This is a genomic window from Sphingobium sp. B11D3A (genome assembly GCF_025961695.1).
Lineage (GTDB): Bacteria > Pseudomonadota > Alphaproteobacteria > Sphingomonadales > Sphingomonadaceae > Sphingobium.
On record NZ_JAOQOE010000001.1, the window covers coordinates 213,269 to 238,201 of the forward strand.

23 protein-coding genes are annotated in these 24,933 nt (G+C 65.2%); 10 read left to right on the plus strand and 13 right to left on the minus strand.

What is annotated here, in order from left to right; all coding sequences use genetic code 11:
- Positions 1-29: 29 nt before the first annotated feature.
- Positions 30-329 carry a chorismate mutase gene (locus M2332_RS01070; RefSeq protein WP_264572620.1) on the minus strand — a complete coding sequence of 100 codons (300 nt, stop codon included), beginning with the start codon at positions 327-329 and terminating at the stop codon, positions 30-32.
- Positions 330-506: 177 nt separating this feature from the next.
- Between M2332_RS01070 and M2332_RS01075 the strand changes: the two genes are divergently transcribed.
- Both M2332_RS01075 and M2332_RS01080 read left to right on the plus strand, forming a co-directional pair.
- Entirely contained in the window at positions 507-1,520 is a 1,014-nt protein-coding gene (locus M2332_RS01075; RefSeq protein WP_264570092.1) for a polyprenyl synthetase family protein, read from the plus strand.
- A 513-nt stretch (positions 1,521-2,033) separates the two neighbouring features.
- Complete coding sequence (locus tag M2332_RS01080; protein ID WP_181559422.1) at positions 2,034-2,624, plus strand: FxDxF family PEP-CTERM protein; 591 nt, start codon at positions 2,034-2,036, stop codon at positions 2,622-2,624.
- A 104-nt stretch (positions 2,625-2,728) separates the two neighbouring features.
- On the opposite strand, the gene M2332_RS01085 is transcribed toward M2332_RS01080, so the two are convergent.
- Positions 2,729-3,526, minus strand: coding sequence for an N-acyl amino acid synthase FeeM domain-containing protein (locus tag M2332_RS01085; protein ID WP_264572621.1), 798 nt, complete (start codon positions 3,524-3,526; stop codon positions 2,729-2,731).
- 373 nt (positions 3,527-3,899) lie between these two features.
- Between M2332_RS01085 and hrpB the strand changes: the two genes are divergently transcribed.
- A complete protein-coding gene (gene hrpB / locus M2332_RS01090; protein WP_264572622.1) occupies positions 3,900-6,371 on the plus strand; it encodes an ATP-dependent helicase HrpB in 2,472 nt (823 codons plus the stop codon).
- A 190-nt stretch (positions 6,372-6,561) separates the two neighbouring features.
- Positions 6,562-6,840 carry an ETC complex I subunit gene (locus tag M2332_RS01095; RefSeq protein WP_181559425.1) on the plus strand — a complete coding sequence of 93 codons (279 nt, stop codon included), beginning with the start codon at positions 6,562-6,564 and terminating at the stop codon, positions 6,838-6,840.
- Between the two features lie 30 nt (positions 6,841-6,870).
- On the opposite strand, the gene dmeF is transcribed toward M2332_RS01095, so the two are convergent.
- From dmeF to purM, 4 genes are all read right to left on the minus strand, one after another.
- A complete protein-coding gene (gene dmeF, locus M2332_RS01100) occupies positions 6,871-7,839 on the minus strand; it encodes a CDF family Co(II)/Ni(II) efflux transporter DmeF (protein WP_264572623.1) in 969 nt (322 codons plus the stop codon).
- A 9-nt stretch (positions 7,840-7,848) separates the two neighbouring features.
- Entirely contained in the window at positions 7,849-8,124 is a 276-nt protein-coding gene (locus tag M2332_RS01105) for a metal/formaldehyde-sensitive transcriptional repressor (RefSeq protein ID WP_181559427.1), read from the minus strand.
- 242 nt (positions 8,125-8,366) lie between these two features.
- Positions 8,367-9,329, minus strand: coding sequence for a phosphoribosylglycinamide formyltransferase (purN, locus tag M2332_RS01110; RefSeq protein WP_264572624.1), 963 nt, complete (start codon positions 9,327-9,329; stop codon positions 8,367-8,369).
- Positions 9,330-9,357: 28 nt separating this feature from the next.
- Positions 9,358-10,464 (minus strand): phosphoribosylformylglycinamidine cyclo-ligase, encoded by a 1,107-nt coding sequence (gene purM, locus M2332_RS01115; protein ID WP_264572625.1) that lies wholly within the window; start codon positions 10,462-10,464, stop codon positions 9,358-9,360.
- Here purM and M2332_RS01120 point away from each other — a divergent pair.
- Genes M2332_RS01120 through M2332_RS01135 form a run of 4 tightly spaced genes read left to right on the plus strand, consistent with a single transcriptional unit; the run spans position 10,463 to position 16,080 of the window.
- On the plus strand, positions 10,463-11,767 hold the full coding sequence (locus tag M2332_RS01120; RefSeq protein WP_264572626.1) for a heavy-metal-associated domain-containing protein: 1,305 nt from the start codon (positions 10,463-10,465) through the stop codon (positions 11,765-11,767). The two genes, purM and M2332_RS01120, sit on opposite strands and share 2 nt — an antisense overlap.
- Positions 11,764-12,402, plus strand: a complete 639-nt coding sequence (locus tag M2332_RS01125; RefSeq protein ID WP_264572627.1) for a DnaA ATPase domain-containing protein — start codon at positions 11,764-11,766, stop codon at positions 12,400-12,402. The genes M2332_RS01120 and M2332_RS01125 overlap by 4 nt, the downstream gene beginning before the upstream one ends.
- Positions 12,403-12,404: 2 nt before the next feature.
- Positions 12,405-14,555, plus strand: a complete 2,151-nt coding sequence (locus tag M2332_RS01130) for an RNA degradosome polyphosphate kinase (RefSeq protein ID WP_264572628.1) — start codon at positions 12,405-12,407, stop codon at positions 14,553-14,555.
- A gap of 16 nt (positions 14,556-14,571) precedes the next feature.
- The gene (locus M2332_RS01135) at positions 14,572-16,080 is read left to right on the plus strand and encodes a Ppx/GppA family phosphatase (protein WP_264572629.1); all 1,509 of its coding nucleotides are present in this window, start codon (positions 14,572-14,574) and stop codon (positions 16,078-16,080) included.
- Positions 16,081-16,662: 582 nt separating this feature from the next.
- On the opposite strand, the gene M2332_RS01140 is transcribed toward M2332_RS01135, so the two are convergent.
- Together M2332_RS01140 and rnd are read right to left on the minus strand one after the other, a co-directional pair.
- Entirely contained in the window at positions 16,663-16,959 is a 297-nt protein-coding gene (locus M2332_RS01140) for an I78 family peptidase inhibitor (RefSeq protein ID WP_264572630.1), read from the minus strand.
- Positions 16,960-17,025: 66 nt separating this feature from the next.
- Entirely contained in the window at positions 17,026-18,213 is a 1,188-nt protein-coding gene (rnd, locus tag M2332_RS01145; protein WP_264572631.1) for a ribonuclease D, read from the minus strand.
- A 146-nt stretch (positions 18,214-18,359) separates the two neighbouring features.
- Here rnd and aspS point away from each other — a divergent pair, with 146 nt between their 5' ends.
- Together aspS and M2332_RS01155 are read left to right on the plus strand one after the other, a co-directional pair.
- Positions 18,360-20,141 carry an aspartate--tRNA ligase gene (gene aspS, locus M2332_RS01150; RefSeq protein WP_264572632.1) on the plus strand — a complete coding sequence of 594 codons (1,782 nt, stop codon included), beginning with the start codon at positions 18,360-18,362 and terminating at the stop codon, positions 20,139-20,141.
- Positions 20,142-20,194: 53 nt separating this feature from the next.
- Complete coding sequence (locus M2332_RS01155) at positions 20,195-20,980, plus strand: polyphosphate kinase 2 family protein (protein WP_264572633.1); 786 nt, start codon at positions 20,195-20,197, stop codon at positions 20,978-20,980.
- A gap of 5 nt (positions 20,981-20,985) precedes the next feature.
- Here M2332_RS01155 and M2332_RS01160 read toward each other — a convergent pair whose 3' ends face one another.
- The 5 genes from M2332_RS01160 to M2332_RS01180 are packed head-to-tail and all read right to left on the minus strand — an operon-like array spanning position 20,986 to position 24,815.
- The gene (locus M2332_RS01160; RefSeq protein ID WP_319801473.1) at positions 20,986-21,483 is read right to left on the minus strand and encodes an N-acetyltransferase; all 498 of its coding nucleotides are present in this window, start codon (positions 21,481-21,483) and stop codon (positions 20,986-20,988) included.
- Positions 21,484-21,493: 10 nt separating this feature from the next.
- Positions 21,494-22,144: a hypothetical protein gene (locus M2332_RS01165; RefSeq protein ID WP_264572634.1), complete on the minus strand. Its 651-nt coding sequence runs from the start codon at positions 22,142-22,144 to the stop codon at positions 21,494-21,496.
- Positions 22,141-22,629 (minus strand): transcription elongation factor GreB, encoded by a 489-nt coding sequence (gene greB / locus M2332_RS01170; RefSeq protein WP_181559438.1) that lies wholly within the window; start codon positions 22,627-22,629, stop codon positions 22,141-22,143. Before greB ends, M2332_RS01165 begins: the two co-directional genes overlap by 4 nt.
- A complete protein-coding gene (locus M2332_RS01175) occupies positions 22,626-22,808 on the minus strand; it encodes a hypothetical protein (RefSeq protein ID WP_264572635.1) in 183 nt (60 codons plus the stop codon). The genes greB and M2332_RS01175 overlap by 4 nt, the downstream gene beginning before the upstream one ends.
- 54 nt (positions 22,809-22,862) lie before the next feature.
- A complete protein-coding gene (locus tag M2332_RS01180; RefSeq protein WP_264572636.1) occupies positions 22,863-24,815 on the minus strand; it encodes a lytic transglycosylase domain-containing protein in 1,953 nt (650 codons plus the stop codon).
- Between the last annotated feature and the right edge of the window lie 118 nt (positions 24,816-24,933).

Sequence of the window (24,933 nt, forward strand, 5' to 3'; positions counted from 1 at the left end):
ACAATCTGGCGGCGTTACCCTCGGGCACCTCAGGCGCCAGCGGCATCCGCTTCGTCGGCGCGCATCTGTTCGTGATGCCGGATCACTTCATCGATGATGAAACGCAGGAATTTCTCGGTGAAATCCGGGTCGAGATTGGCGTCGATAGCCAAAGTGCGCAGCCGTTCGATCTGCCGGGCCTCGCGATCCGGGTCGGCCGGGGGCAGGGCGGACTGGGCCTTGTGCTCCCCGACCGCCTTGGTGATCTTGAAGCGCTCCGCCAGCATGAAGACCAGCGCCGCGTCGATATTGTCGATGCTTTCGCGGTAGCGCCTGAGCGTTTCGTCCATTCCGGGTCGTCTCCCTGAGCCTCTGGGGCATTGTTCCTGTGGCCTGATCTCGCTGGGGCGAACCAGGCTGATGAGGGGCCGGGCAGCGCCCGCAACGGCGCATCACTTGCCGCTCCGGGCGCACAAGGCAAGCCAATTTGCTTGCCAAAGCGCGGTCATCTGGTCAGAGCACCGCGCATGAGCGCCACAATCCACCACCTGCCCCGCCAGGGCGCGCCATCCCTCCAGCCGATGCTGAGCCTCGTTGCGGAGGATATGAACCGCGTCAACGAAGTCATCCTCGCCCGAATGCAGTCGCGCATTCCGCTGATCCCGGAGCTGGCCGGGCACCTCATCGCCGGCGGTGGCAAGCGGCTGCGCCCCATGCTCACGCTCGCCTGCGCCCGGCTGCTCGATTATGCCGGCACTCGGCACCACAAGCTGGCGGCGACGGTGGAGTTTATCCATACCGCCACGCTGCTGCACGATGATGTGGTGGACGGCAGCGCCATGCGCCGCGGCAAGCAGACCGCCAACATGATCTGGGGCAACAATGCCTCGGTTCTGGTCGGCGATTTCCTGTTCAGCCGGTCCTTCGAGCTGATGGTCGAGGATGGCAGCCTCAAGGTTCTCAAGATCCTTTCCAACGCATCTGCGGTGATCGCCGAGGGGGAGGTCAATCAGCTGACCGCCCAGCGTCGTGTGGAGACCGACGAGGACCAGTATCTCGACATCATCGGTGCCAAGACCGCAGCCCTGTTCGCAGCAGCCTGCCGGATCGCCGCCGTGGTCGCGGAGCGCCCGGAGGCGGAGGAATTGGCCCTGGATGCCTATGGTCGCAATCTCGGGATTGCCTTCCAGCTCGTCGACGATGCGATCGACTATGTCTCGGACGGCGCGACGATGGGCAAGGATACCGGCGATGACTTCCGCGATGGCAAGATCACGCTGCCGGTAATCCTGGCTTATGCGCGCGGCGGCGAGGCGGATCGCAAATTCTGGAAAGAAGCGATGTCCGGCCTCCATGGCGACAATGCCGATCTCGCCCATGCCCAGCATTTGCTGCGCGAAACCGGCGCGATCGACGACACCATGGCGCGGGCGCGCCATTATGGCCAGCGCGCCATCGACGCCATCGGCATGTACGGCAAGGGTGCCGCCAAGTCTGCGCTGGTCGAAGCCGTCGAATTCGCGATCGCGCGGGCTTACTGATCCGGCTTTTCAGCGGGCGCCAGCGCCTTCCACGTTGCACCGACAACCATAGCGAGATGACGCGCCGCGCTGCCCGATTGGGCGGGGCGGCCGCCTCGCCTAGCCGGTCTCGAATCGGGGCTTGTCGGTGCGGCAGTCCGCCACTTCCCCTCTTCTCGCCAGTGCCTTCCCGTCCATTTTCGGGACACGGGGTATATCGGCCACGACCCAAATAATTTTGCACTGCACGGGAACGATGCTGCGTTGCGATGAAGCGACCGCACTGCCCGCCATAGCGTGGTAAATCTGCGGTTAACGGTTGGGAACTTTGGGAACCCGGCAAATTGGTTGGCCGGATTAAGTATCTGAAATACAGCAATAAAATATGAGGAATCCGTTGATAATCCGTTAACCGACCAGTATTTCTCTGCTCGAGCGGTCGCCTCATTATCTACTCGGAATGTTCGCCTTTCAGGCGGTGTGGGAGAAGCATGATGAGCCAGCTCAAAAACCGAACAAACAAAGGAGCTATCCATGAGGAAACTGGTATCTTTGGCCGCACTGGCCACTGCGGCAGCATTTGCGCCGGGTGCGGCCAACGCCGCCACCTGCGTTGCCATGAACTGCACGTTCACGCCTGGCGATGACGAGTTCACCACGTCTGGCGACACCATCCCCCCCATCACCGAAGCCGTTTCGGCCACCATTGGCCGCACCGACATCGGTTCGGGCATCTTCACCGACATTTACCGCTTCATCGTTGACGTTGATGGCGTCGGCAGCGGCGGCATCATCACGACGCTGTCGGGCCTGTCGACCAACATCGACCTGCTGACTGTCACGATCAACGGCAAGGACGTCCCGATCTTCGGCCAGGGCACCGACGTTGAATCGGCTGGAATTTCGGGCTTCCCGATCATGGCCGGCATGCTGAACGAGCTGGTGATCAGCGGCACGTCCGCCGGTCTGGGCTCCTACGGCGGCAACCTGACCTTCACGCCGTCGCCGGTGAGCGCGCCGGTTCCGGAGCCGGCCACCTGGGCACTGATGCTGCTCGGCTTCGGCAGCCTTGGCTACACGATGCGCCGCGCACGTCGCACTAGCGCACGGGTCCAGTTCGCCTGATCATCCTGGCCGTCTCCCACGGGACGGCCTCGATAAAGAATGGGGATCAACGGGGTGCAGCCGTTGATCCCCATTTTTTATGCGATGAGAGCAAACGATCCTGTTCAGGCGGCGCTGCGCCAGAATGTGCCGCTCATGCCATTGCGGCTGCGGGGTTCTGCGCAACCCGCATCCCTGTCCCACAAGCGCGCGACGCGCCGTGCGACGTCCTGCTCCTCATCGCGCGAGAAGAAATAGGGGTAGAGCGAGCGGCCGATCTTGTCGGCGCGGCCGGCAAAGCGATTGATCTGGTCGGCGACATCGCAGACCTTGAGGCGCATGAGCTGTACCGGCGTATCCTTGGGCCACCAGGAGACGGACTCATCCATCTTCGGCGGGCCAAGCCGATCGAAACCGAGCATGGCCTCATAATAGCGCACATGGCGTGGATGCACCTCGATCACCAGATCCGTGCAATCGAAGCGCTGCATACCGTAAATGAAGATGACATGAAAAAGCCCCGCGAGGACGGAGGGGGACTTGGTCATGGGATCGACCGCGAACTTGGTGAGCTCGCACAGGCGGGCACCGGGCGCCTCGCGCAAGGCATCCAGTTCCATGCGGAACGTCTGATCGGTCGAAAGGCCGGCTGGTGAGTCCACCGTCAGGGTGAGCGTGGCGATTACGGCATCTTCCAGCGCTGCCGTGAAGACGGCCTGGTGATCGCCATTGTCGGGAAGCAGATGCGCCATTCCATAACCGCGCGATCCATACATGCGGTTCAGGAGATCATGCGCCTGCTCGCGCAGGTCGGGCCGATCAGCCAGCCGGACATCGATGGTGCGCAGCCGCTGGCCGCAGGCAGACGGTATACGGCGCACGGACAGCAGCCCGCCGTGCGGTTCCGCCAAAGAGGCGGACACAATATGATCATGCACTTGGACGACCCCCAAAAGGCCCCAACCGGGCCAGACGAGCTTTCTATTTTTACGAAGCCTTGCGCCTCAGCGAGACCATGGATGGGTTCGAACGGTTAACAGAGCAATACCTCTTCGCGGTAAAGAGGCGGAGCGTTCGGGCGTTGCGGCAAAAGGTAGAGAGTTCCATGACTTAAGTGAACAAGTGCACGGAACTCTTGCCGCACCGGTGCAATCGCAGGAGCAGATTGCTCCCATGGCGGTGGTTAAGCATTAACCATGTTCGCCATCCTCGGATGACGCTGCGGCGGTCAGGCTTTGCTCTTATCCCTTACGCCGCCAGCTTGGCTTTGCCGGCGTCGGCGCATAAGCGAATGACGTGACCGCTGCGCTCCCCATCCATGAGGTTCTGCCCGACCTGCTCGCCGCCTTGCGCGCGGGACCGAACGCCGTGCTCGTGGCGCCGCCCGGCGCGGGCAAGACGACCAGCGTTGCGCCCGCTTTGCTGGGCGAGCCGTGGGTGGCGGGCGGGCAGATCTGGCTGCTCTCGCCGCGCCGGCTTGCCGCGCGCGCTGCTGCCGAGCGCATGGCGGATCTGGCTGGTGAGAAGCCCGGCGACACCATCGGCTATGCCACCCGACTTGAGAGCCGCCAGTCCGCCCGCACCCGCATCCTCGTCGTGACCGAAGGGATCTTCCGGCGCCGCATTCAGGCCGATCCAGAGTTGACCGGCGTCGCCGCCGTGCTGTTCGATGAAGTTCATGAGCGCAGCCTGGAAGGCGATTTCGGGCTGGCCCTCGCGCTTGATGCGCAATCCGGCCTGCGCGAGGATTTGCGCCTGCTCGCCATGTCCGCCACGCTTGATGGTGCGCGCTTCGCCACGCTCATGGCGGTGGAGGACAAGCCGGCCCCCGTGATCGAGAGCGCGGGCCGATCTTTCCCCATCGATCTGCGGCATATTGGCCGCGCGGCAGAGCAGCGCATCGAGGATGGCATGGCGGCGGCGATCCGTCGCGCGCTGGCCGAAGAGTCGCAGGGCGATGTTCTGGCCTTCCTCCCCGGTGTCGGCGAGATCGAGCGCACGGCCGAGCGGCTGATGGGGCTGTCCGAGAGCATCGCCCTCCATCGCCTGCATGGCTCGCTCGACCCGGCAGCGCAGCGCGCGGCCCTGCGGCCGGCGGCGGCAGGCACGCGCAAGCTGATATTGGCGACCAGCATCGCCGAGACCAGCCTCACCATCGACGGCGTGCGCATCGTGGTCGATTCAGGGCTCGCCCGTCGGCCCCGGCACGATCTCGCCGCCGGCGTCACGCGCCTGGTGACGGAACGCGCCAGTCAGGCCGCAGTGACCCAGCGCGCCGGCCGCGCGGGTCGTCAGGCGCCGGGCGTGGCCTACCGCTTGTGGGAAGCAGCGGCGACCGCCGGGCTGCCGCCGTTCGATCCGCCCGAAATTCTGGAAAACGACCTGACCGGCCTGCTGCTCGATTGCGCGGTGTGGGGCGTGACCGACCCGACCATGCTGCGCTGGCTCGATCCGCCACCGGCGGCGGCCGTAGCAGAGGCGCGGCGCCGGCTCGAGGCGCTGGGCGCGCTGGATGGGGAGGGGCGGGCGACGCCGCATGGCCGCGCGGTCGCCGATCTGCCGCTGGAGCCACGCCTCGCGCATATGCTCATCGCCTCGGCTGAGGCGGGGGAGGGCGCTGCGGCGGCTGACGTGGCGGTGCTGCTCACCGAGCGCGGGCTGGGCGGGCCATCGGCTGACCTCGCCCGGCGTCATGCGCTCTGGCAGCGCGAGCGGGGGCAGCGGGCCGAAGCGGCGCGTGGCCTTGCCCGCCGCTGGTTGGGGTTAGTCGCGTCCGGGTCGTCGCGAGGCATTATCGACGATGCCGCGCTTGCCCGCTGCATGATGCGGGCTTTCCCGGACCGCATCGCCCGGCGACGGGATGCCAGTGGCGAACATTGGATCAGCGCGGGCGGGCGCGGCTTCCGGCTCGATCCCGCCGATCCGCTGGCACGTGCAGACTGGCTGGCGGTGGGCGATATTCAGGGCAGCGCCGCCGGGGCACGCATCCTCTCCGCATTGGCCGTGCAGGAGGAGGATGTGATGATCGCTGCCGGGCATCGCGTCATGGACCGTCGCACGGTGCGCTGGCGCAAGGATCTGGCCGGCGTTGAGGCATTGCGCGAGCGGCATCTGGGCGCAATCCGTCTCACCAGCGGGCCGGATGACGCACCCGAACGGGCCGCCATCATTGCGGCGCTCGCACAGGCGCTGCGCAGCGAGGGGCTGGGGCTGCTGCCCTGGGGCAAGGCGGCGCAGGCGTTGCGGACACGGGCTGCCTTTGCGGGCGTGGGCGATGAGATCGGCGATGCGGCGCTGCTCGCTGATGCGGAGGACTGGCTGGAGATGCTGCTCCCCGCCAATGCCCGGCGCTTTTCCGCGATCGACGGTGGCGCGCTGCATGGCCTGCTAACCCAGCGCCTGGGATGGAATGCCACGCAGCGGATCGAGGCGCTGGCGCCGGCCGAGTTCCGTAGCCCGGCCGGCAGCACCCACGCCATCGACTATGAGGCGCCAGCCGGCCCGACCGTCGAATTGCGGGTGCAGGCGCTCTTTGGACTGTCGGAACATCCGGTCATCGGGCGCGAGCGCATCCCGCTGGTGCTGTCCCTGACCTCGCCCGCAGGCCGCCCTATCCAGACGACGCGGGATCTGCCGGCCTTCTGGAAAGGCAGCTGGGCGGACGTCGCCAAAGAGATGCGCGGGCGCTACCCGCGGCATCCGTGGCCGGATGATCCCGCCGCGGCCAGCGCTACGCTGCGGACCAAGAAGGCTGATGCCCGTCGGTGATCCTGTTCCGGATGACCTTCCGTTCGTGTCGAGCGAAGTCGAGACACGGCAGAGCGGTGCGCGCGTGTCTCGACTTCGCTCGACACGAACAGGTCGCCTCAGTCCTCCAATCATCTTGACAGGGCCACCCGCTTTGCGCGACGGCGAAAGCGCTCACATGTTGGGCATATGCACGATGGGGAAAGCACCGATGTCCGCCCGGATCTACCAGATACCCAAGAACGCCATGCAGTCCGGTCGGGCGCGCACCGGCACCTGGATGCTGGAGTTCGCCCCGGCAGAAGCCAAGAAGCCCGATCCGCTGATGGGCTGGGCCGGCTCTGGCGACACGCAGGAGCAGGTCAAGCTGAGCTTCCCCGACGAGGACGCCGCCCGTGCTTATGCCGAGCGCTATGGCATCGCCTATCACGTCGTGAGAACGCCACCCAAGACGTTGAAGATTCAGGCTTACGCCGACAATTTCCGCTAAGGTCTCGGGCCGTCCCGACCGAGGGGACGGCTAGCGCACTTCAATCGTGAGATGCGCGAGCGTGCAGCGTCCGGCCATGCGGCCGCGAATCGTGTCGCTGCTGACCTCCGGTTGCGCGATGACGCTGACGATCGCGGCATGTGCCTGCGGACCAACGCGCCAGACGTGAAGATCGGCCACGCGCGCATCGCCTTGCTCCTCGACCACCGCCCGCACCTTGCCGGCCAGCGCCTCGTCGCTGCGGTCGAGCAGCATGGTCGAAGTGTCGCGCATCAGGCTCCAGGCCCAGCGGGCGATGACCAGCGCGCCGACGATGCCCATCAGCGGGTCCATCCATACCCAATCGAGATAGCGCCCGGCCAGCAGGGCGCCGATGGCGAGGACAGAGGTCAGCGCATCCGCCAGCACGTGGAAATAGGCTGAGCGCAGATTATTGTCATGGCCGTGGCTATGCCCATGGTCATGCGCGCCATGGTCATGGGCGGCGTGATGATGATGCGCATGGGCATGATCATGTCCATGGCCATGATCATGCCCATGCGCACCGCCCATCAGCACCAGGGCGCTGGCGATGTTCACAAGCAGGCCGATCACCGCCACGAAGGTGGCCTCGCCGAAGGCGACTCTCGTCGGTTCGAACAGGCGCACCGCCGACTCGCTGGCAATCGCCAGCGCGACGAGACCCAGCGCCATGGCGGAAGCGAAGCCTGCCAGATCGCCGACCTTGCCGGTCCCGAAGCTGTAGGCGGGGTCCTGCGCATGTTTGCGCGCATAGCCATAAGCGAATGCGGCGATGGACAGCGCGCCGGCATGGGTCGCCATGTGGAAGCCATCCGCCAGCAGCGCCATCGATCCGGTCCAATAGCCAGCGATGATCTCGCCCACCATCGTCACGACGGTTAGCAGGATGACCCAATAGGTCCGCCGGGCATTTTGGTCATGCGAGGCGCCGAGGAAGTCGTGGCTCGGCGTCAGGCCGTCAATATCGAGTGTCCGCATCACCGTTCCCTACTTCGCGTAGCGGCGGATGACCGCCAGCAGTTCGTCCGCCCCTATCTGGCGTTCAGCATCGCTCAGCCCCGGCCGCGCGACATGCGCCTCCAGATGCTCGGCAATGATTTCATCGAGCAGCCCGTTCACCGCGCCCCGCACGGCCGCCACCAGATGCAGGATATCGGTACAGCTTTTGTCCGATTCGAGCGCGCGCTCGATGGCGTTGACCTGCCCCCCGATCCGCCGGACGCGGGCGAGCAACTGCGGATTGATTTCGAGGAGATGCGACATAGGGATACCCCCTATCCCTATTTGAGGCATCAATCAATTGGCGCGAGGATGTCTGGACTTCGGCTGCGGAGAGGAAACGTCGACGGTTATGCGAAGACCTCGATCCTTTTTCTCGGTCATTCCCGCGCACGCGGGAATCCATACTACCCCTGCGCGGTGACGCGAGGTTCAAGCTAGATTCCCGCGTGCGCGGGAATGACGGAAAGGAATGCTGGGACGTCGGGACCGCCAGCGCTCCCGCGCTAAAACTGGTCCGCAATCTCGAGCATTTTTGCCAGCCGCTTGGGCGCCACGGCCCGCCAGCTCTTTTCCAGCCAGCCGCGCACATGCTCCCAGTCGACGCCCGGGCGGTCGAGGCGGATCGCGATCCAGCCGCTCGCGCCGTAGTAAGCCGGGCGATAATAGATGTCGGGGTCGGCCTCGATCAGCGCGGCCATTTCGTCAGCGCCGGAGGTCTTGACCAGTAGCGCCACCGCATCCTCGCCATGGTGGCGCACCGAGACATAAGCGAAGAACTTGCCCGACGTTTCGCTGCCCACGCGCCAACCCGCCGCCCCATGCGAGTCGCGGGCATGTGTCTCCGGCAAGGCGAGGGCCAGTTGGCCGACGCGGTCGATGAGCCAGTCCGGGTCCATCTCGCGCCCCACATAGCTGGCGAGCATTCGGGGATAGAGCTGATATTCGGCATAAAGCACGCGCTGGGCGAGCGTGTCGGCAGTGTCCTCGGGCAGGATCGCGACCGGGATTTGCCCCAGCACCGGGCCGTCATCCAGCGCCGGTGTGACGAGGTGGACGGTACAGCCGCCATGGCTATCGCCGGCGTCGATGGCCCGCTGGTGCGTGTCGAGCCCCTTGAACTTGGGCAGCAGGGACGGATGGGTGTTGAGCATCCGCCCCGCCCATTGGCCCACGAAATCGGCGGTGAGGATGCGCATATAGCCGCACAGCGCGACATAATCCGCGCCCGATGCCCGCAGCGCGTCGAGCATGATCGCCTCATGGGCCTCGCGGCTCATGCCCTTGTGGCTGTGGGCAAAGGTGGCCACGCCCTCGGCCGCCGCGACAGTCAGCCCGCGCGCTTCCGGCTTGTTGGAGGCGACGAGCACGATCTCATAGGGGCAGTCCGGCAGGCGCGAGGCATAGAGGAGCGACGTCATCGTCGTCCCCGTGCCGGAGAGCATTACCGCGACTTTGGCCTTGGACACGTCAGTTCCCCCAATCCGTTCGGGCTTATTACCCTAGATGGACCGCGTTCCAGTCTGCCATGGCGCACCACGTCTCTTGCGATCCGCGCACGGTGCAGCCCTTCTCGCCATCGCGAATCTCGCCGATGCGGTGGACGGTCTCGCCCGCCTCACGCAACGCCGCACTCACCGCGTCCACATCGGCGGGCGCCACGACGACGGCCATGCCGATCCCGCAATTGAATGTGCGCGCCATCTCGCCCGGCTCGATATTGCCCTGTGCTTGCAGGAACGCCATCAGCCGCGACTGCGCCCAAAGGTCCGCATCGATATGCGCGTGCAGGCCAGCCGGCAGAATCCGCGGGATATTCTCCAGCAGGCCGCCACCGGTGATATGCGCCATCGCATGGACGAGGCCCTTGCGGACCAGCGGCAGCAGCGGCTTCACATAGATCCGGGTCGGGGCCATCAGCGCATCGATGAGCAGCACTTCCTGATCGAACAGGGCAGGGCGGTCCAGCTTCCAGCCCTTGTCCGCCGCCAGGCGTCGCACCAGCGAATAGCCGTTGGAGTGGACGCCCGAGGAGGCGAGGCCCAGAATCACGTCGCCCTCGGCTACCTTGTCGGCGGTCAGCACTTCGTTGCGCTCGACCGCGCCGACGCAGAAACCGGCGAGGTCATAATCGCCATCGGCATACATGCCAGGCATTTCCGCCGTCTCGCCGCCGATCAGCGCGCAGCCGGCCTGCTTGCAGCCCTCGGCGATGCCCGCGATCACCCGCTCGGCCACGCCATTGTCGAGGCGGCCGGTCGCGAAATAATCGAGGAAGAAGAGCGGCTCTGCGCCCTGCACGATGAGGTCGTTGGCGCACATGGCCACCAGATCGATGCCCACCGTGTCATGCTTGCCGCTATCGATGGCGAGCTTCAACTTGGTGCCGACGCCGTCATTCGCCGCAACGAGCAGCGGATCGGTAAAGCCCGCCGCCTTCAGGTCGAAGAAGCCGCCGAATCCGCCCAGATCGGCATCGGCCCCCGGTCGCCGCGTCGCGCGGGCGAGCGGAGCAATGGCGCGAACGAGCGCATTTCCGGCAGCGATATCCACGCCGGCCTGCGCATAGGTGTAGCCCTCGGGCTGGTTGTGCTTGGAGTCCATGGCCCGCCCTTACCAAATCGGGCTTGGTTTTCCAGAACAATGCCGCCAAAAGGGCGCCGTGACGCTCTCTCTGCCATCCTTGCGCCCCATTCACTTCGTGTTCGCGCTGGTTCTGGCGGCCTTTGCGGCTGTGCTGGTCGCGCAGATCGAGGGTGAGCGGGGCATTGCGCCGCTGGCCTCGCAGGGCGATTTCGAGGTGAAGGATATTCGCGTCGATGTCGCCGGGCCCAATGCCGATGCGGCGCGGGCGACCGGGTGGCGGTTGGCCCAGCGCCTCGCCTGGCAATCGCTGTGGAAGCGGACGCATGGCGGCAATGGCCCTGCGCTTGGGGACAGCGTGCTGGATGGGCTGGTGTCCGGCATTGAGGTGCAGCAGGAGCAAATCGGTCCCAATCGCTATATCGCTACGCTCTCGGTGATGTTCGATCGAGCTAGGGCCGGGCAGGCGCTTGGCGTTTCCGGGCAGATTCGCCGCTCGCCGCCGCTGCTGGTGATCCCGGTTCTCTGGGATTCGGGCACGCCGATGACGTTCGAGCGGGTGACGCCCTGGCAGAAGGCGTGGGCGGAATTCCGCATTTCCGACAGCCCGATCGATTATGTGCGCACCGCTGGCGATGGCCCGGATTCGCTGCTGCTCAATCCCGGTCAGACTGGCCGGCGCGGGCGCAACTGGTGGCGTATCCTTCTCGATCTTTATGGTGCGGCGGATGTGATCATGCCTATCGCGCGGATCGAGCGCAGCTTTCCCGGCGGGCCGATTACCGGCCATTTCAGCGCGCGCTATGGGCCGGACAATAATTTCATCGGGGATTTCACCCTGCGCGCTGCCACGCCCGCCGACCTGCCCAAGATGATGAGCGATGCCGTCGCCCGGATCGACCAGCTTTACGCCGGCGCGCTGGCGGACGGCACCTTGCGGCTCGACCCCTCGCTGGTCATCGAGGAGCCGGTCAACGCGGTCGAGATCGAGAATGCGGTTGGGCTGGAGGCGATCCTCGGTGTCCTGCCGGCCGATACGCCCGGTGCCGCCTCGTTCAGCGTTCAGATCGAGACGCCTACCACGGCCTCGGTCGGGGAAGCGCAGGCGATGCTGCGGGGTATTCCGGGGGTCAGCGCGGCCTCGACCTCAAGCTTGGCACTCGGCGGCACGTCTGTCATGCAGGTCGGCTTCAGCGGCACGATCGAGCAATTGCGCGCGCAGCTTGAAGGACGGGGATATTCGGTCGCCGTATCTGGCAACACGCTGCGGATCGCCCGTCGGAGCGCGAGTCCACCAGCCGGCGGAGGCGGGGGCGGGCAATGACCCAGTTGCCGCTGCCCATCGGCTGGTCGCGGCATGGCGGAGCGGAAAGTCTGCTGGTCCACGCTGCCAATACCGACGCGCTCGCGCTGATACGCGACTGGCAGCGCTGGCCCTCGCCCTGCACATTGCTCGTCGGCCCATCCCGGTCCGGTCGTTCGCTCATCGCGGAGGTGTTTCTGCGCGAAAGCGGCGGCGTGCTGGTCGATGATGCCGACCGCGCCGATGAGACCCACCTATTCCACCTCTGGAACGAGGCACGCGATTCGGGCCGGCCGCTGTTGATGGTCGCCAGCGAGGCGCCGCCGACATGGACGATTGCATTGCCCGATCTGCGCACGCGCCTCGCGACCGCCGCCGTCGCGCGTATTCTCCCGCCGGACGAAGCGGTTACCGCAGCGCTGATCGTCCATGGACTGGAGCGGGCAGGCTCGGCCTTCGCTCCGGACCTCCCGGATTTTCTCGCCCGCCGCACCGCGCGCTGTTATGCCGCGATCGAAGGCGTCGTGGCCGAGCTGAACGCGCTGTCGCTGGCGCGGGGGCAGAAACTCTCGGTTGCGTTGGCGCGGCAAGCGCTCCGTAACAATGCGCTGCTAGACGGAGCGGATGAGACCGCACCGCATGAGGGGACCCATTGACCGTGTCTGAAGCCGATCCCACTTCTTCGATCACGGGCGCGGGCGCCGCAAACGGGGCGCGCTACTTCAACCGGGAGCTGTCCTGGCTCAATTTCAATCAGCGCGTACTGGAGGAAGCCTGCAATCCGGCGCATCCGCTGCTGGAGCGGCTGCGCTTTCTCTCCATCTCCGGCAGCAACCTCGATGAGTTTTTCATGGTCCGGGTGGCCGGTCTCAAGGGCCAGCAGCTCCAGGGCGTCGAAATGCGCTCGGTCGATGGGCTGACCCCGGCCCAGCAGTTGGAGGCGATCGGCGACCGGGCCGAGGCGCTCATGTCCGCCCAGCAGGTCGTCTGGCATGATCTTCATGCCGCGCTCCGCAGCGCGCATATCAGCGTGATCGGTCCCGAACCGGTGGATGCCCGCGCGGACAGCTGGATGCGCCAGCATTTCCTCGAGCAGATCTTCCCGATCCTCACGCCCCAGGCGCTCGATCCCGCCCACCCGTTTCCGTTCATTCCCAATAAGGGCCTCAGCCTGTTCTTCGACCTGTTGCGCGAATCGGACAAGGAGGTGGTACAGGAGCTGGTGATTCTGCCGGCCACGCTGCCGCGCTTCATCCGCGTGCCGGGCAAGAACGCGCGCTACATCGCCATTGAGGCGCTGGTACGGCGCTATTCGGCCTTGCTCTTCCCCGGCTTCATCGTGCGGGACAGCGGCCTGTTCCGCATCCTGCGCGATAGCGACATCGAGATCGAGGAAGAGGCCGAGGACCTCGTCCGCTATTATCGAAGCGCCATCAAGCAGCGCCGGCGCGGCCGGATCATCCGCGTGGAAATCGAGAGCGGCGTGGCCGAACCGGTCGAAACCAAGCTGCAGACGATGATGCAGGGCCATGAGGCCATGGTCGTGGATATCGATGGCTTCATGGGTATCGCCGATCTGGCCGAGGTGGTCGAGGAAGATCGGCCGGATCTCAAATTCCCGGCCTACGCCCCGCGCTTCCCCGAGCGCATCCGCGAATATGGCGGCGATTGCTTCGCCGCGATTCGCGCGAAGGACATCGTCGTCCACCACCCTTATGAGAGCTTTGATGTCGTCATCGCCTTCCTCAAGCAGGCGGCGGACGATCCCGATGTAGTGGCGATCAAGCAGACGCTCTACCGTGCCGGCAAGCAGAGCGCGATCATCCGTGCCCTCATTGATGCGGCCGAGGCAGGCAAGTCCGTCACCGCCGTCGTCGAGCTGAAGGCGCGGTTCGATGAGGAGCAGAACCTGCTCTGGGCCGCGCAACTGGAGCGCGCCGGCGTGCAGGTCGTCTATGGCTTTATTGACTGGAAGACCCACGCCAAAATTTCGATGGTCGTGCGGCGCGAGGGGAACGGCTTTCGCACCTACTGCCATTTCGGCACCGGCAATTACCACCCGATCACCGCGCGCATCTATACGGACCTATCCTTTTTCACCGCTGATCCCCGGGCCGGGCGCGATGCCGCCGCCGTGTTCAATTACATCACCGGCTATGTCGAGCCGCAGCATATGGAGATGATTACCCTCTCGCCGCTGCACATGCGCGACAAGCTCGCGGCGCTGATCGAAGCGGAAATCGAGCATGCCCGCGCTGGCCGCCCTGCGACGATCTGGGCTAAGATGAACAGCCTGGTAGACCCCGCGATCATCGAGCAGCTTTATGGCGCCAGTAATGCGGGCGTGAAGGTGGAACTGATCGTGCGCGGCATCTGCTGCCTGCGGCCCGGCGTGCCGGGCATGTCGGAGAATATCTCGGTCAAGTCGGTGATCGGGCGGTTCCTGGAACACAGTCGCATCTGGGCCTTCGGCAATGGCAAGTCCCTGCCCAACAATAGCGCCAGGCTGTTCATCAGTTCGGCGGACTGGATGCCACGCAATTTCGACCGGCGGGTTGAATATATGCTGCCGATTGAGAACCCGACCGTCCATGATCAGGTGCTCGATCAGGTGCTGGTGGCCAATCTGCTCGATGATGAGCAGAGCTGGGCACTGGGCAGCGATGGCAGCTACACACGCCTCAAGCCGGGGAAGAAGCCGTTCAACCTGCATCATTATTTCATGACCAATCCGTCCCTCTCCGGTCGCGGTGCCTCGCGGCGCTCCGCCCGCGCGGTGCCCAAGCTCTCGCTCTCCGAGCGTGGCTGAGGACAGAGGTGCGGCCATGACCCTGCTCGATCGCACGACGCGCCGCTCGATGAAGGCGACGCTCAACGGCCCGCATTTCCGCCGGACGGCGATCATTGACATTGGCTCCAACAGCGTCCGCCTCGTCGTTTATGACGGGCCACGGCGCATTCCCTTCGTGCTGTTCAACGAGAAGGTGCTGGCGGGCCTGGGCGCGGAGATCGGCACATCCGGGCGGATCGGCGCGGCGGCGATGGAGCGCGGGCTGATGGCGCTGGAGCGCTTTGCCCGGCTGTGCGTGGAGATGGAGGTGGACCAGATCACCTGCGTCGCCACCGCCGCCGTGCGCGATGCGTCCAACCGCGATACCTTCATCGACCGTGCGGCGGAGATCGGCCTTGAGGTGCGCGTGCTGAGCGGTCAGGAGGAGGGGCTGGCCTCTGCGCACGGGCTGCTCTCCGGCATGCCGCGTGCGGACGGGATCATGGGCGATCTGGGCGGCGGCAGTCTCGAACTGGTGCGCGTGCGGCCCGAGGGCGTGGAGATGCCCGTTTCCCTGCCGCTCGGCATTTTTCGGATCGGTGACGTCCGCGCGCGGGGACGCAAGGGGCTGGTCCAGCATCTCGATGGGCTGCTCAAAGCGCAGGGCCTTGGCGACATCGAGCAGGGCCTGCCCTTCTATCTGATCGGCGGCAGCTGGCGCGCGCTGGCGCGACTGGACATGCACCTCACCAATTATTCGCTGCCGATCCTGCATCATTACGGAATGACGCCGGATCGCCCGGCCGAGCTGCTCAAATGGCTGGAAAGCGCGCAGAAGGCGGATCTCAAGGCAGTCGGCGTCTCCAGCGCGCGCTTCCCGACCCTGCCGGATGCAGCGCATCTGTTGTGCGCGGTGGTGGAGCGGCTGCGCTCCGCCCATCTCACCGTTTCGGCCTTCGGGCTGCGGGAAGGGCTGCTCTACGGGAGCTTGCCGCGCGATATGGCGAATCAGGACCCGCTCCTGGTCGCCGCCCGCATCGAGGGTGAGGCGCAGGGGCGCTTTGTCGGCCATGGCGATACGATCAGTGGCTGGATCGCGCCGTTGTTCCACGATGATCCGCCGGAATGGGCGCGCATCCGCTTTGCGGCCTGTCTGCTGGCGGATGTCGGCTGGCGCGCCAATCCCGAGTTTCGCGCCGAGCGCGGCATGGAATTCGCCTTGCAGGGCAATTGGGTCGGCGTGGATGCCGCCGAGCGCGCCGCGCTGGGGCAGGCGCTGCACGCGAATTTTGGCGGCGGCACCAGCATACCCGCGCTGCTCGCAGGCCTTGCTCCCGAGCCGCTGCTGCGCCGCGCGATCCAGTGGGGCCTTGCCATCCGCCTGTGCCAGCGCCTCTCCGGCGGCGCGGAAGGCCCGCTGGACGGCTCCTCGCTCGACGTGCGCGACGGCACGGTCATCCTGCGCCTCGACCCGGAACATGCGGCACTTGCCGGCGAATCCATCGACCGCCGCCTGCGCCAGCTCGGCCAGGCCATGGGCATGGGCTATCTGCTCGATGCGTGACTTGGCTGCGGGCAAATTCCAGAGCCGACGGATCGGCCGCTCAGAGTATTTTTGAAGGATTTAATGGGTTGTCTTGGGGTGGTTAGCTGCCATTCATGCTAGTAATGTCTTAAGCGCTCAGAAGGACGCGCAGTTGATTGCTCTATTGATCATGGCCAATGTGAGCCGCTGCGCTGCGCCGACGCTCTGTCCGACCGATGAACAAATATTGGCCGCAGTTCGTAACCGTGACGGCGCGGTCGTCCAAGCCGCCTCCAACCAAGCGGCACAAGACGATCCGAGCGGCGTCGTTCTGATCCACTCGGAACGCATAAAGCGAATAGCCGACGTGTTGTGCGGTGACGCGTTACCTAACGATGTTCCGGGAAGTCCAACCACTATCAACTGCGCGTTCGTAGTTCGGTATTGGAGCAGAGACGCTCACACCGTGGCGCGGATGATCCGCCAAAGCGACGCTTGGGAGATAGACGACGCTCTAACGGTGACCCGCGATCGCCGGTAAGCCGAACGTCCGGAAAGTCGCCTATCGGGACGGCTGTACAGTGTCGTACCCCTGAATTGCCGGCGCAGCCCAGCCCCCCGTCACCCGCAATTCACCCGCTCGATCATCATCGCATTATCATAGCTGATGTTCAGCCGGTCCTCGCGATAGTCCATCGTCATGGCCGAGCGAGGCGGGCCCCAGCGTAGGGTGCGGGCGCCGGATTTGGCGAGGAGGTCGGCGCCCAGAGTCGCGGTTGCGCGCTGGCCGATGGCGCTTTGCAGGCCTTCCGCCGAACAGGCGCCGTTGCCGGCCAGTGGCGGTTCGCCCACGCTGGTCGTGGCGGTAGCGCAGGCCGTCAGCGGGGCAAGAGCGAGAAGGGGAGCGATCATGCGCATGGTGCCGGGCCTTTCCTCAAAAGGCCAGCCTAGCATGCGGGCGTCCACCGGTCATCCGGCAGGCGATCAGTCGTTGGGCTCGGCCAGCTTTTCCGTGCGGGTCATCAGCAGCTTGCCGTCGCGCACCGCGAAGGCCATGCGGCCTTCCACCAGATCCAGCGCGTCGCGGCCGAATTGCTCGAACCGCCAGCCTTCCAGAATCGGCAGGTTGGTCCGCACGCCGGCTGCCAGCATCTCCAGATCGTCGGCGCGGGCGAGCAGGCGCGAGGCAACGTTGATCTCGCGCGAGCGGATCTTGAGCAGCAGCTTGAGCAGATCGGCGACCAGCGCGCCTTCCTTGCCGAGGCCGGGCCGACCGGGATCGCGCTCGGGCATTTCGTCGCGGGGGAGGGGGCCGGCATCTTCTACTGCAGCCATCAGCCGCGCGCCGATGTCATTGCCCTTCCAGCTTGCCGAAAGCCCGCGCACCTTGCCCAGATCCTCCTGCTTGCGCGGCGGATGGGAGGCGATGTCGGCCAGCGTCTCGTCCTTGACGATGCGCCCGCGCGGCAGGTTCTTGTCCTTGGCCTCGGTCTCGCGCCATGCGGCGAGCGCCTTCAGGCGCCCGAGAACATCGGCCTTGCGGCTGGAAATGCGCACGCGCTTCCACGCCTCGGCCGGATTGACCTCATAATTACCGGGATCGGCGAGCCGCTCCATTTCCTGATTGAGCCACACGCCGCGCCCCGTCTTGCGCAGTTCCTCCAGCATCATCGGGAATATCGCGGCGAGATGGGTAACGTCGCCGATCGCATAATCGATCTGCCGTTTGTCCAGCGGACGGCGCGCCCAGTCGGTGAACCGCGCGCCCTTGTCGAGATGGATGCCCAGCCAGCTATCGACCAGATTGCTGTAGCCGATCTGCTCGCCCTGGCTCAGCGCCATGCTGGCGATCTGCGTGTCGAACAGCGGGTGCGGCGTCTTGCCGGTGAGGTTGAAGACGATCTCGATATCCTGCCCGCCGGCATGGAAGACCTTGAGCACATCCTCATTGGTCACCAGCAGGTCGAGCAGTGGCCCCATGTCCAGCCCGGGCGCCTTGGGGTCGATCGCCGCGGCTTCCTTCCCATCGGAGATCTGGAAAAGGCACAGCTCCGGCCAATAGGTGTTCTCGCGCATGAACTCGGTATCCACGGCGACAAAGTCGGCCTTGGACAACCGCTCGCACAGCGCGGCGAGGGAAGAGCTGTCAGTGATCAATGGATGGATTTGCATATGGCAGGTGATCTTATTATTGGCCGGTCCTCGGATTGGGGGCCGGCGGCACGCTTGAGCGTATCACCATATCCCCCACAAGTCGTCTTTGTCATCCAATTGGCGCCCTCGCAATGAGGCGCGTGAAAATAAAAGGCCGTTAGACCATGCACGCCTATCGCACGCACACCTGCGGGGAGCTCCGCGCCGCCAATGCCGGCGAGACTGTTCGGCTGTCCGGCTGGGTCCACCGCAAGCGCGATCATGGCGATCTGGTGTTCATCGATCTGCGCGACCATTATGGCATGGTGCAGATCGTCACTGAGGTCAGCGGCCCGGTGTTCGACGTGATCGAGAGCCTGAAGGCCGAGAGCGTCGTCACCATCACCGGCACGGTGGTGGCGCGCGCCAAGGAAGCCGTGAACCCGAACCTGCCGACCGGCGAGGTCGAGGTGCGGGCGGCAGAGGCCGTCGTACTCTCCGCCGCGCAGGAGCTTCCGCTCCCGGTCGCGGGTGAGCAGGAATATCCCGAGGATATCCGCCTGCGCTATCGCTTCCTCGATCTGCGCCGCGAGACGTTGCACGCCAACATCGTCAAGCGCACAAAGATCATCTCGGATATGCGCCGCCGCATGGAAGGTGCGGGCTTTACCGAATATTCGACCCCCATCCTCACGGCGTCTTCGCCGGAAGGCGCGCGCGACTTCCTCGTGCCCAGCCGCATTCATGCCGGCAAGTTCTACGCGCTGCCGCAGGCGCCGCAGCAGTATAAGCAGTTGCTGATGGTCGCCGGCTTCGATCGCTATTTCCAGATCGCCCCCTGCTTCCGCGATGAAGACCCGCGCGCCGACCGCCTGCCGGGCGAGTTCTACCAGCTCGATCTGGAAATGAGCTTCGTAACGCAGGAAGATGTGTGGAACACCATGGAGCCGGTGATCGCGCAGGTCTTCGAGACCTTTGCCGATGGCAAGCCGGTGACCCCGGCCGGCAGCTTCCCGCGCATCCCCTATGCCGAGGCCATGCTCAAATATGGCAGCGACAAGCCGGACCTGCGCAACCCGATCATCATCACCGATGTGACCGATCACTTCGTCGGCTCGGGCTTTGGCATCTTCGCGAGCATCGTCGAGAGCGGCGGCGTCATCCGCGCCATTCCGGCGCCGGGTGCTGGCGCTGGCAGCCGCAAGTTCTTCGATGAGATGAACAACTGGTCGCGCTCGGAAGGTTTCTCAGGCCTTGGCTATATCAACATCAAGGATGGCGAGCCTGGTGGTCCCATCGCAAAGAATCACGGCCCGGAGGCCACCGCCAAGCTGATCGAAGCGCTCGGCCTTGGTCCCAATGATGGCGTGTTCTTCGCTGCCGGCAAGGAGGCGCAGGCCGCCAAGCTCGCTGGTCTTGCCCGCATCCGCACAGGCGAGCAGCTTGACCTGATCGACAAGGACCGCTTCGACCTGTGCTGGATCGTGGACTTCCCGTTCTACGAATATGACGAGGACTCCAAGAGCCTCGACTTCGCGCACAACCCCTTCTCCATGCCGCAGGGCGGGATGGAGGCGCTGGACGGGCCCGATCCGCTGTCGATCAAGGCCTTCCAGTATGACATGGTGTGCAACGGCTTCGAGATCGCGTCCGGCTCGATCCGCAACCAGTCGCCCGAGCTGATGGTCAAGGCCTTCGAGAAGGTGGGCCTGAGCAAGCAGGATGTGGAGGATCGCTTCGGCGGCCTCTACCGTGCTTTCCAATATGGCGCGCCGCCGCACGGTGGCATGGCCGCTGGCGTGGACCGCATCGTGATGCTGCTCTGCGGCGCGGTGAATTTGCGCGAGATCACGCTGTTCCCGATGAACCAGCGCGCCGAGGATCTGCTCATGGGCGCGCCCTCCCATGCGGAACTCAAGCAACTGCGCGAGTTGCACATCCGCGTCGTCGAGCCGCAAAAGAGCTGAGCGCCAAAGAGCTGAACTCTCGACAATGGCTGGCCGCACGATAGGGTGCGGCCATGACCATCAAGCTCTCCGATTACGAAAAAGGCGCCGATTTCGACGGCGACTTCGACAAGGCCTTGATCAAGCTCCAGAAGCGGCTGGAGAAGATCCAGGTCGCCCACATCATCCACAAGCGCCGCAGCGTGGTGATGCTGGAAGGGTGGGATGCCGCCGGCAAGGGCGGCATCATCAAACGAATGACGTCGCTGCTCGATCCGCGCTATTTCCGGGTCTGGCCCATCGGCGCGCCGACAGCGGAGGAGCTGGGGCGCCACTTCCTCTGGCGCTTCTGGACGAAACTGCCGGAAGACAGGCACATCGCGATCTTCGACCGGAGCTGGTACGGGCGCGTGCTGGTCGAGCGGGTGGAGGGCTTCTGCACGAGAGCCGAGTGGAAGCGCGGCTATGGCGAGATCAATGCGTTCGAGGCCCAGCAGATCGACAGCGGCACCGCGATCGTGAAGCTGTTCGTCCACATCACGCAGAAGGAGCAGGACAAGCAGCTTGCCCAGCGGCTGGACGATCCCTTCAAGCGCTGGAAGACGGGTACGGAGGATTATCGCAATCGCGACAAGCGGGCCGATTATCTCGATGCCATCAAGGACATGTTCGCCAAGACCGACACCAAGCAGGCGCCCTGGCAGGTGATCGATGGCAATGACCGCAAGGCTGCGCGGATCGCGGCGCTTACCTGCATCGCCGACCGGCTGGAAAAGCATGTCTCGATGGAGATGCCCGACGCCGACCCCGCCGTCGTGAAACTGGCGCATGAGGCGTTCGGCTATCAGCCGGAGGAGTGAGCGGCTCAGGCCTGATCCATGAGGCTGCGGTACATCACGAGCGCATCGACATAACCGTGAACCGGATGGTGGAACGCGCCGGGAAGCGCCCCGACCATGCTAAATCCCATATGCTGCCATAGGCGCACGGCGCGGATGTTCGTGGAAATCACCAGGTTAAACTGCATTGCGCGGAACCCCTGCGCGCGGGCCGTCTGCAGCGAGTGGCGGCACAGCGCCTGCGCGATGCCTTTCCCACGCTGGTCGGCCCGGACGATATATCCGGCATTGGCGACATGGGCAGCCGGGCCGGTCGAGTTTGCGCGCAAGGTGTAGCTGCCGACGATGCCGGTGTCGGATGTCGCGACGAACACCTGCTTGTCCGGCGCGGTCCAGTAGGCGTGGGCACCCGCCTCATCCAGATCGCGGGCGAGGGGAAAGGTCGCGCCCTCGCGGATGACCGGCTCGAATACGGTCCAGATGTCCGGCCAGTCGGCGGCCGAGGCGGGGCGGATGTCCATCATGGCGAGGCGCTCAGTCCTGCGCGGCCGGGGCGTAGCGCATCGTGCCGTCGCGCCAATGGAGAACCAGCTTGTCGTCCTCGCGAGTCACCAGCGTATCGCGGAAAGCGGCAACGCCCATGTCATTGGGGGTCAGGATGATGTGGACGCGAAGATGCTCCTGCGCGGGCAGCGGGATCACCTCGGATTTGGTGCCGAAAAATACTTCGGAGACTTGAATCGAGCGCGGACGGCGTTTGCCTAAATCGCCGGTCCAGCCGTCGCTCTGGGTATAGTCGGCGATGGTGTCGCCATCGTCGAGGGTGAGCTCAAAATCGACGGCGGGAACGCCCACTCCATTGGGCCAGGTGACCAGCAGGGTGAACGGCTCGTTCCCGTCGCTGGCTACATCGGCGAGCGAGAACGCTGCCGGCTTGGGGGTCGGCTCGGTGGTGAGGCGCAAGGTGCCGTCATCCCTGCATTCCCAGCGCCCCGCTGCCGATTCGTCCACAGCGCCGGCGGTGAACATGTAGCGGAAGCGACCATCCGGGTCGATTTCCAGTGCCGAGGCTGCATCCGGCCCGGCATCGGCCATGAAGAGCCCCGTCGGGCAATCTGCAGCCCATGCCCCCGACGCCGTGCCGGCCAGCAGCCCAATCCCCAGCAAGGCCGTCCGCGCGATCATTGCGGATAGCTGATGGCGAGGATTTCCCATTCCTTGCTGCCGCCCGGCAGGTCGACGCGGCGTAGGTCGCCCACGGCAGCTCCTCTCAGGGCGCGCGCCAGCGGCGTATCCCAGCCGATCCGAGCGGCGCCGGCATCCGCCTCGTCATTGCCGACGATGGTAACACTGCGCTGATTGTCCTCCTCATCGGCGAGCGTGACCGTCGCGCCGAAGAAGATGCGGCTCTTGTCCGGCTGCTGCGCGGGTTCGACGATCTTGGCGAGCTTCATCCGCTGCGCCAGCCATTTCAGGCGTCGGTCGATCTCCCGCATCCGCTTGCGGCCATAGAGATAGTCGCCATTCTCGCTGCGATCGCCATTGCCGGCGGCCCAGCTGACGATCTCCACGATCTTGGGCCGTTCTTCCCCGAGAAGCTGGTCATATTCGGCGCGCAGCGCGGCAAAACCGCCCGGCGTGATGTAGTTCGGCCGAGGCAGCGCGCTCATTTGCCCCGGCGTTTCGGCCGCTTGCTGGCATACATCAGGGCTGCAGCGAGCGCCGCCGATCCGATGCCGACGCCGGCCCAGAAGGCCTTGGTCCCGCGCTTCTCGTCGGTCTCGGCGGCGTCGGCAGGTCCGGAAATGGACGTCGATGCGGGCGCGGAACTCGTCTCACTTTCAGTCATGGTCTCTATTCTGTTCTGGGTCGAAAGGTCGGATTAGCTGGATGCGGGCGGGCCTCAGCCGGGCAAGGACTTGCCCAGGAACCGGCTGAGCGGCGCCAAGTCGGCGGTGCTCTGCACGGGGCTCAGCATGTCATAAATCACGGCATTCTCCAGCACGCGCTGCACATAATTGCGCGTTTCGAAAATGGGAATGTCCTCGATCCACTGGACCATGTCCACGCCGGGCAGGCGCGGGTCGCCGTTGGATTGCAGCCAGCGGTTCACTCGGCCCATGCCGCCATTATAGGCGGCGATGGCGAGCGGGTAGCTGCCGTTGTAGTAGCGCAGTAATTGCTGGAAATAGGCACTGCCGAGCTGCACGTTATAGTTCGGGTCGTAGAGCGAGCTTTGGTTGAAGCTCATGCCGATCTTGCCCGCGACTTCGCGCGCGGTGGAGGGGAGCAGCTGCATCAGGCCATGCGCATTAGCGTGGGAGACGATGGCCCGGTCGAACTGGCTTTCCTGCCGGGTGATTGCGTGGATCATCGTCCAGTTGGAGCGATCGCTCAGCGGCACGTTCATGCGGGGGAAGCTGTAGTCGGGCGCGGCGCTCAGGCCGTTGCGGCCGGCGCTGCGTGCGGCCATGACGCCGAGATCCGGGCGGCCCAGGACTTGCGCCAGTTCGCCGGCAAGCGCCAGTTCCGTGTCCGTCTGCGCATTGTCGGCAATGGCGCGGATGAACAGCGACTGGTCGCGGGTCTGCCCGTTGCGCCCGAGCAGGCTGGCGGCGCGCACCACCGGTCGCGCCATGAATGCGGCCCGCTCGCTGGCGCTGGGGCGCACGGCACTGGCGAGCGCATCGGGATTGACGCGGCGTTTGAGACGCTCGAGCGCGAGCTGGCCATAATATTGATCGGGATAGCTGCCGGCCTTCTCGAAATGCGCAGTCGCCTGCGCCTGCCGGCCAGCAGCCAGCGCTGCGCGTCCGGCCCAATAATGGCCCTTGGAGCTGGTCTGGCCCGATTTGGCGCCATTGGCATAGCGGTCGAACATCGCTTCGGCGTCGGCGGGGCGGTTCAGCTTGTTGAGCGCGATCATGCCCGCCAGCCATGTGAGGCTGGTATAATCATCGCGCACGCCCAGCGATTGCGCACTGATGTCTGTCCCACGGGGGAAGGCATCATCGACCTTGGAAGCAATGGCAAAGGCGGTGCTGAACTGATTGTCATTGTTCGCGGCGCGGGCCTGCGCCAGCAGCACCTCATACCATTTTTCCGGGTCGGTCGGGCGCTGCATCAGCGCCGTGCGGTTGCCGAGCAGGCTGCGCGCCGCAGCAAGGTCGCCATTGTCGGTCAGCCAGCGTGCCTTGTCGGCCAGATAGCCGGCGTCGAGCATCCCCACGGGATCGGCCGGACCCATGAGGGCCGCAGCATTGGGCGATTTGCGCTGGAAGGCGATCCGCGCGGCGACAACCGCCTGGCGGGTCACCGGCACCGAGGCGAGCAGGCGTTCGGCGATCTCGGGGCGACGTTGCCACAACGCTGAATCCGCGCGCTGCAAATGATCCTCTGGCGTGAGGGTGGATGCGAACTGCATCCGCAGCCGGTCCTCCCATTTGGCATCCATGGCGCCGGAGGCCCAGGCGTCACGCGCCATTTTTTGCGCTTCGCCCTGCTTGCCCATTCGCGCCAGCGTCAGCGCATGGATGGCCTTGGCCTGCGCAGAGCGTGCGGGATATTTTGCGAAGAAGGCGAGAATGACCGACGGCTCGTTGATGTCCGCATCCACGCGGCGCTCGGCATAGGAGCGCAGCTTGGATTCCTCGGGCCAGCCGGGGTTGGCGAGCAGGAAGTTGGCGTAGACCGAGAAATCGTGGCTGTCGCTGGAGGCAATGCGGCGCCAGTTTTCAATCGCATCGCGGGTGCGTGCTTCGTCATTGGCGCCAGCGGCAAGGCGCTCCTGAACGGCCTGCCAGGTGACGGTCGGCGTGCTTTGCTGAGACGATGCAGTGGTCGCTGCCAAGGCCATGGCCGCAACAAGAACGACAGCAGATAAGCGAAGGTCTTTTCCCATGGGAAGCATTATGGCAGAGCCTCGATGATCGAACGGTGAACGGGCGCGTGCATTTGCCCCACTATGCCTGTCC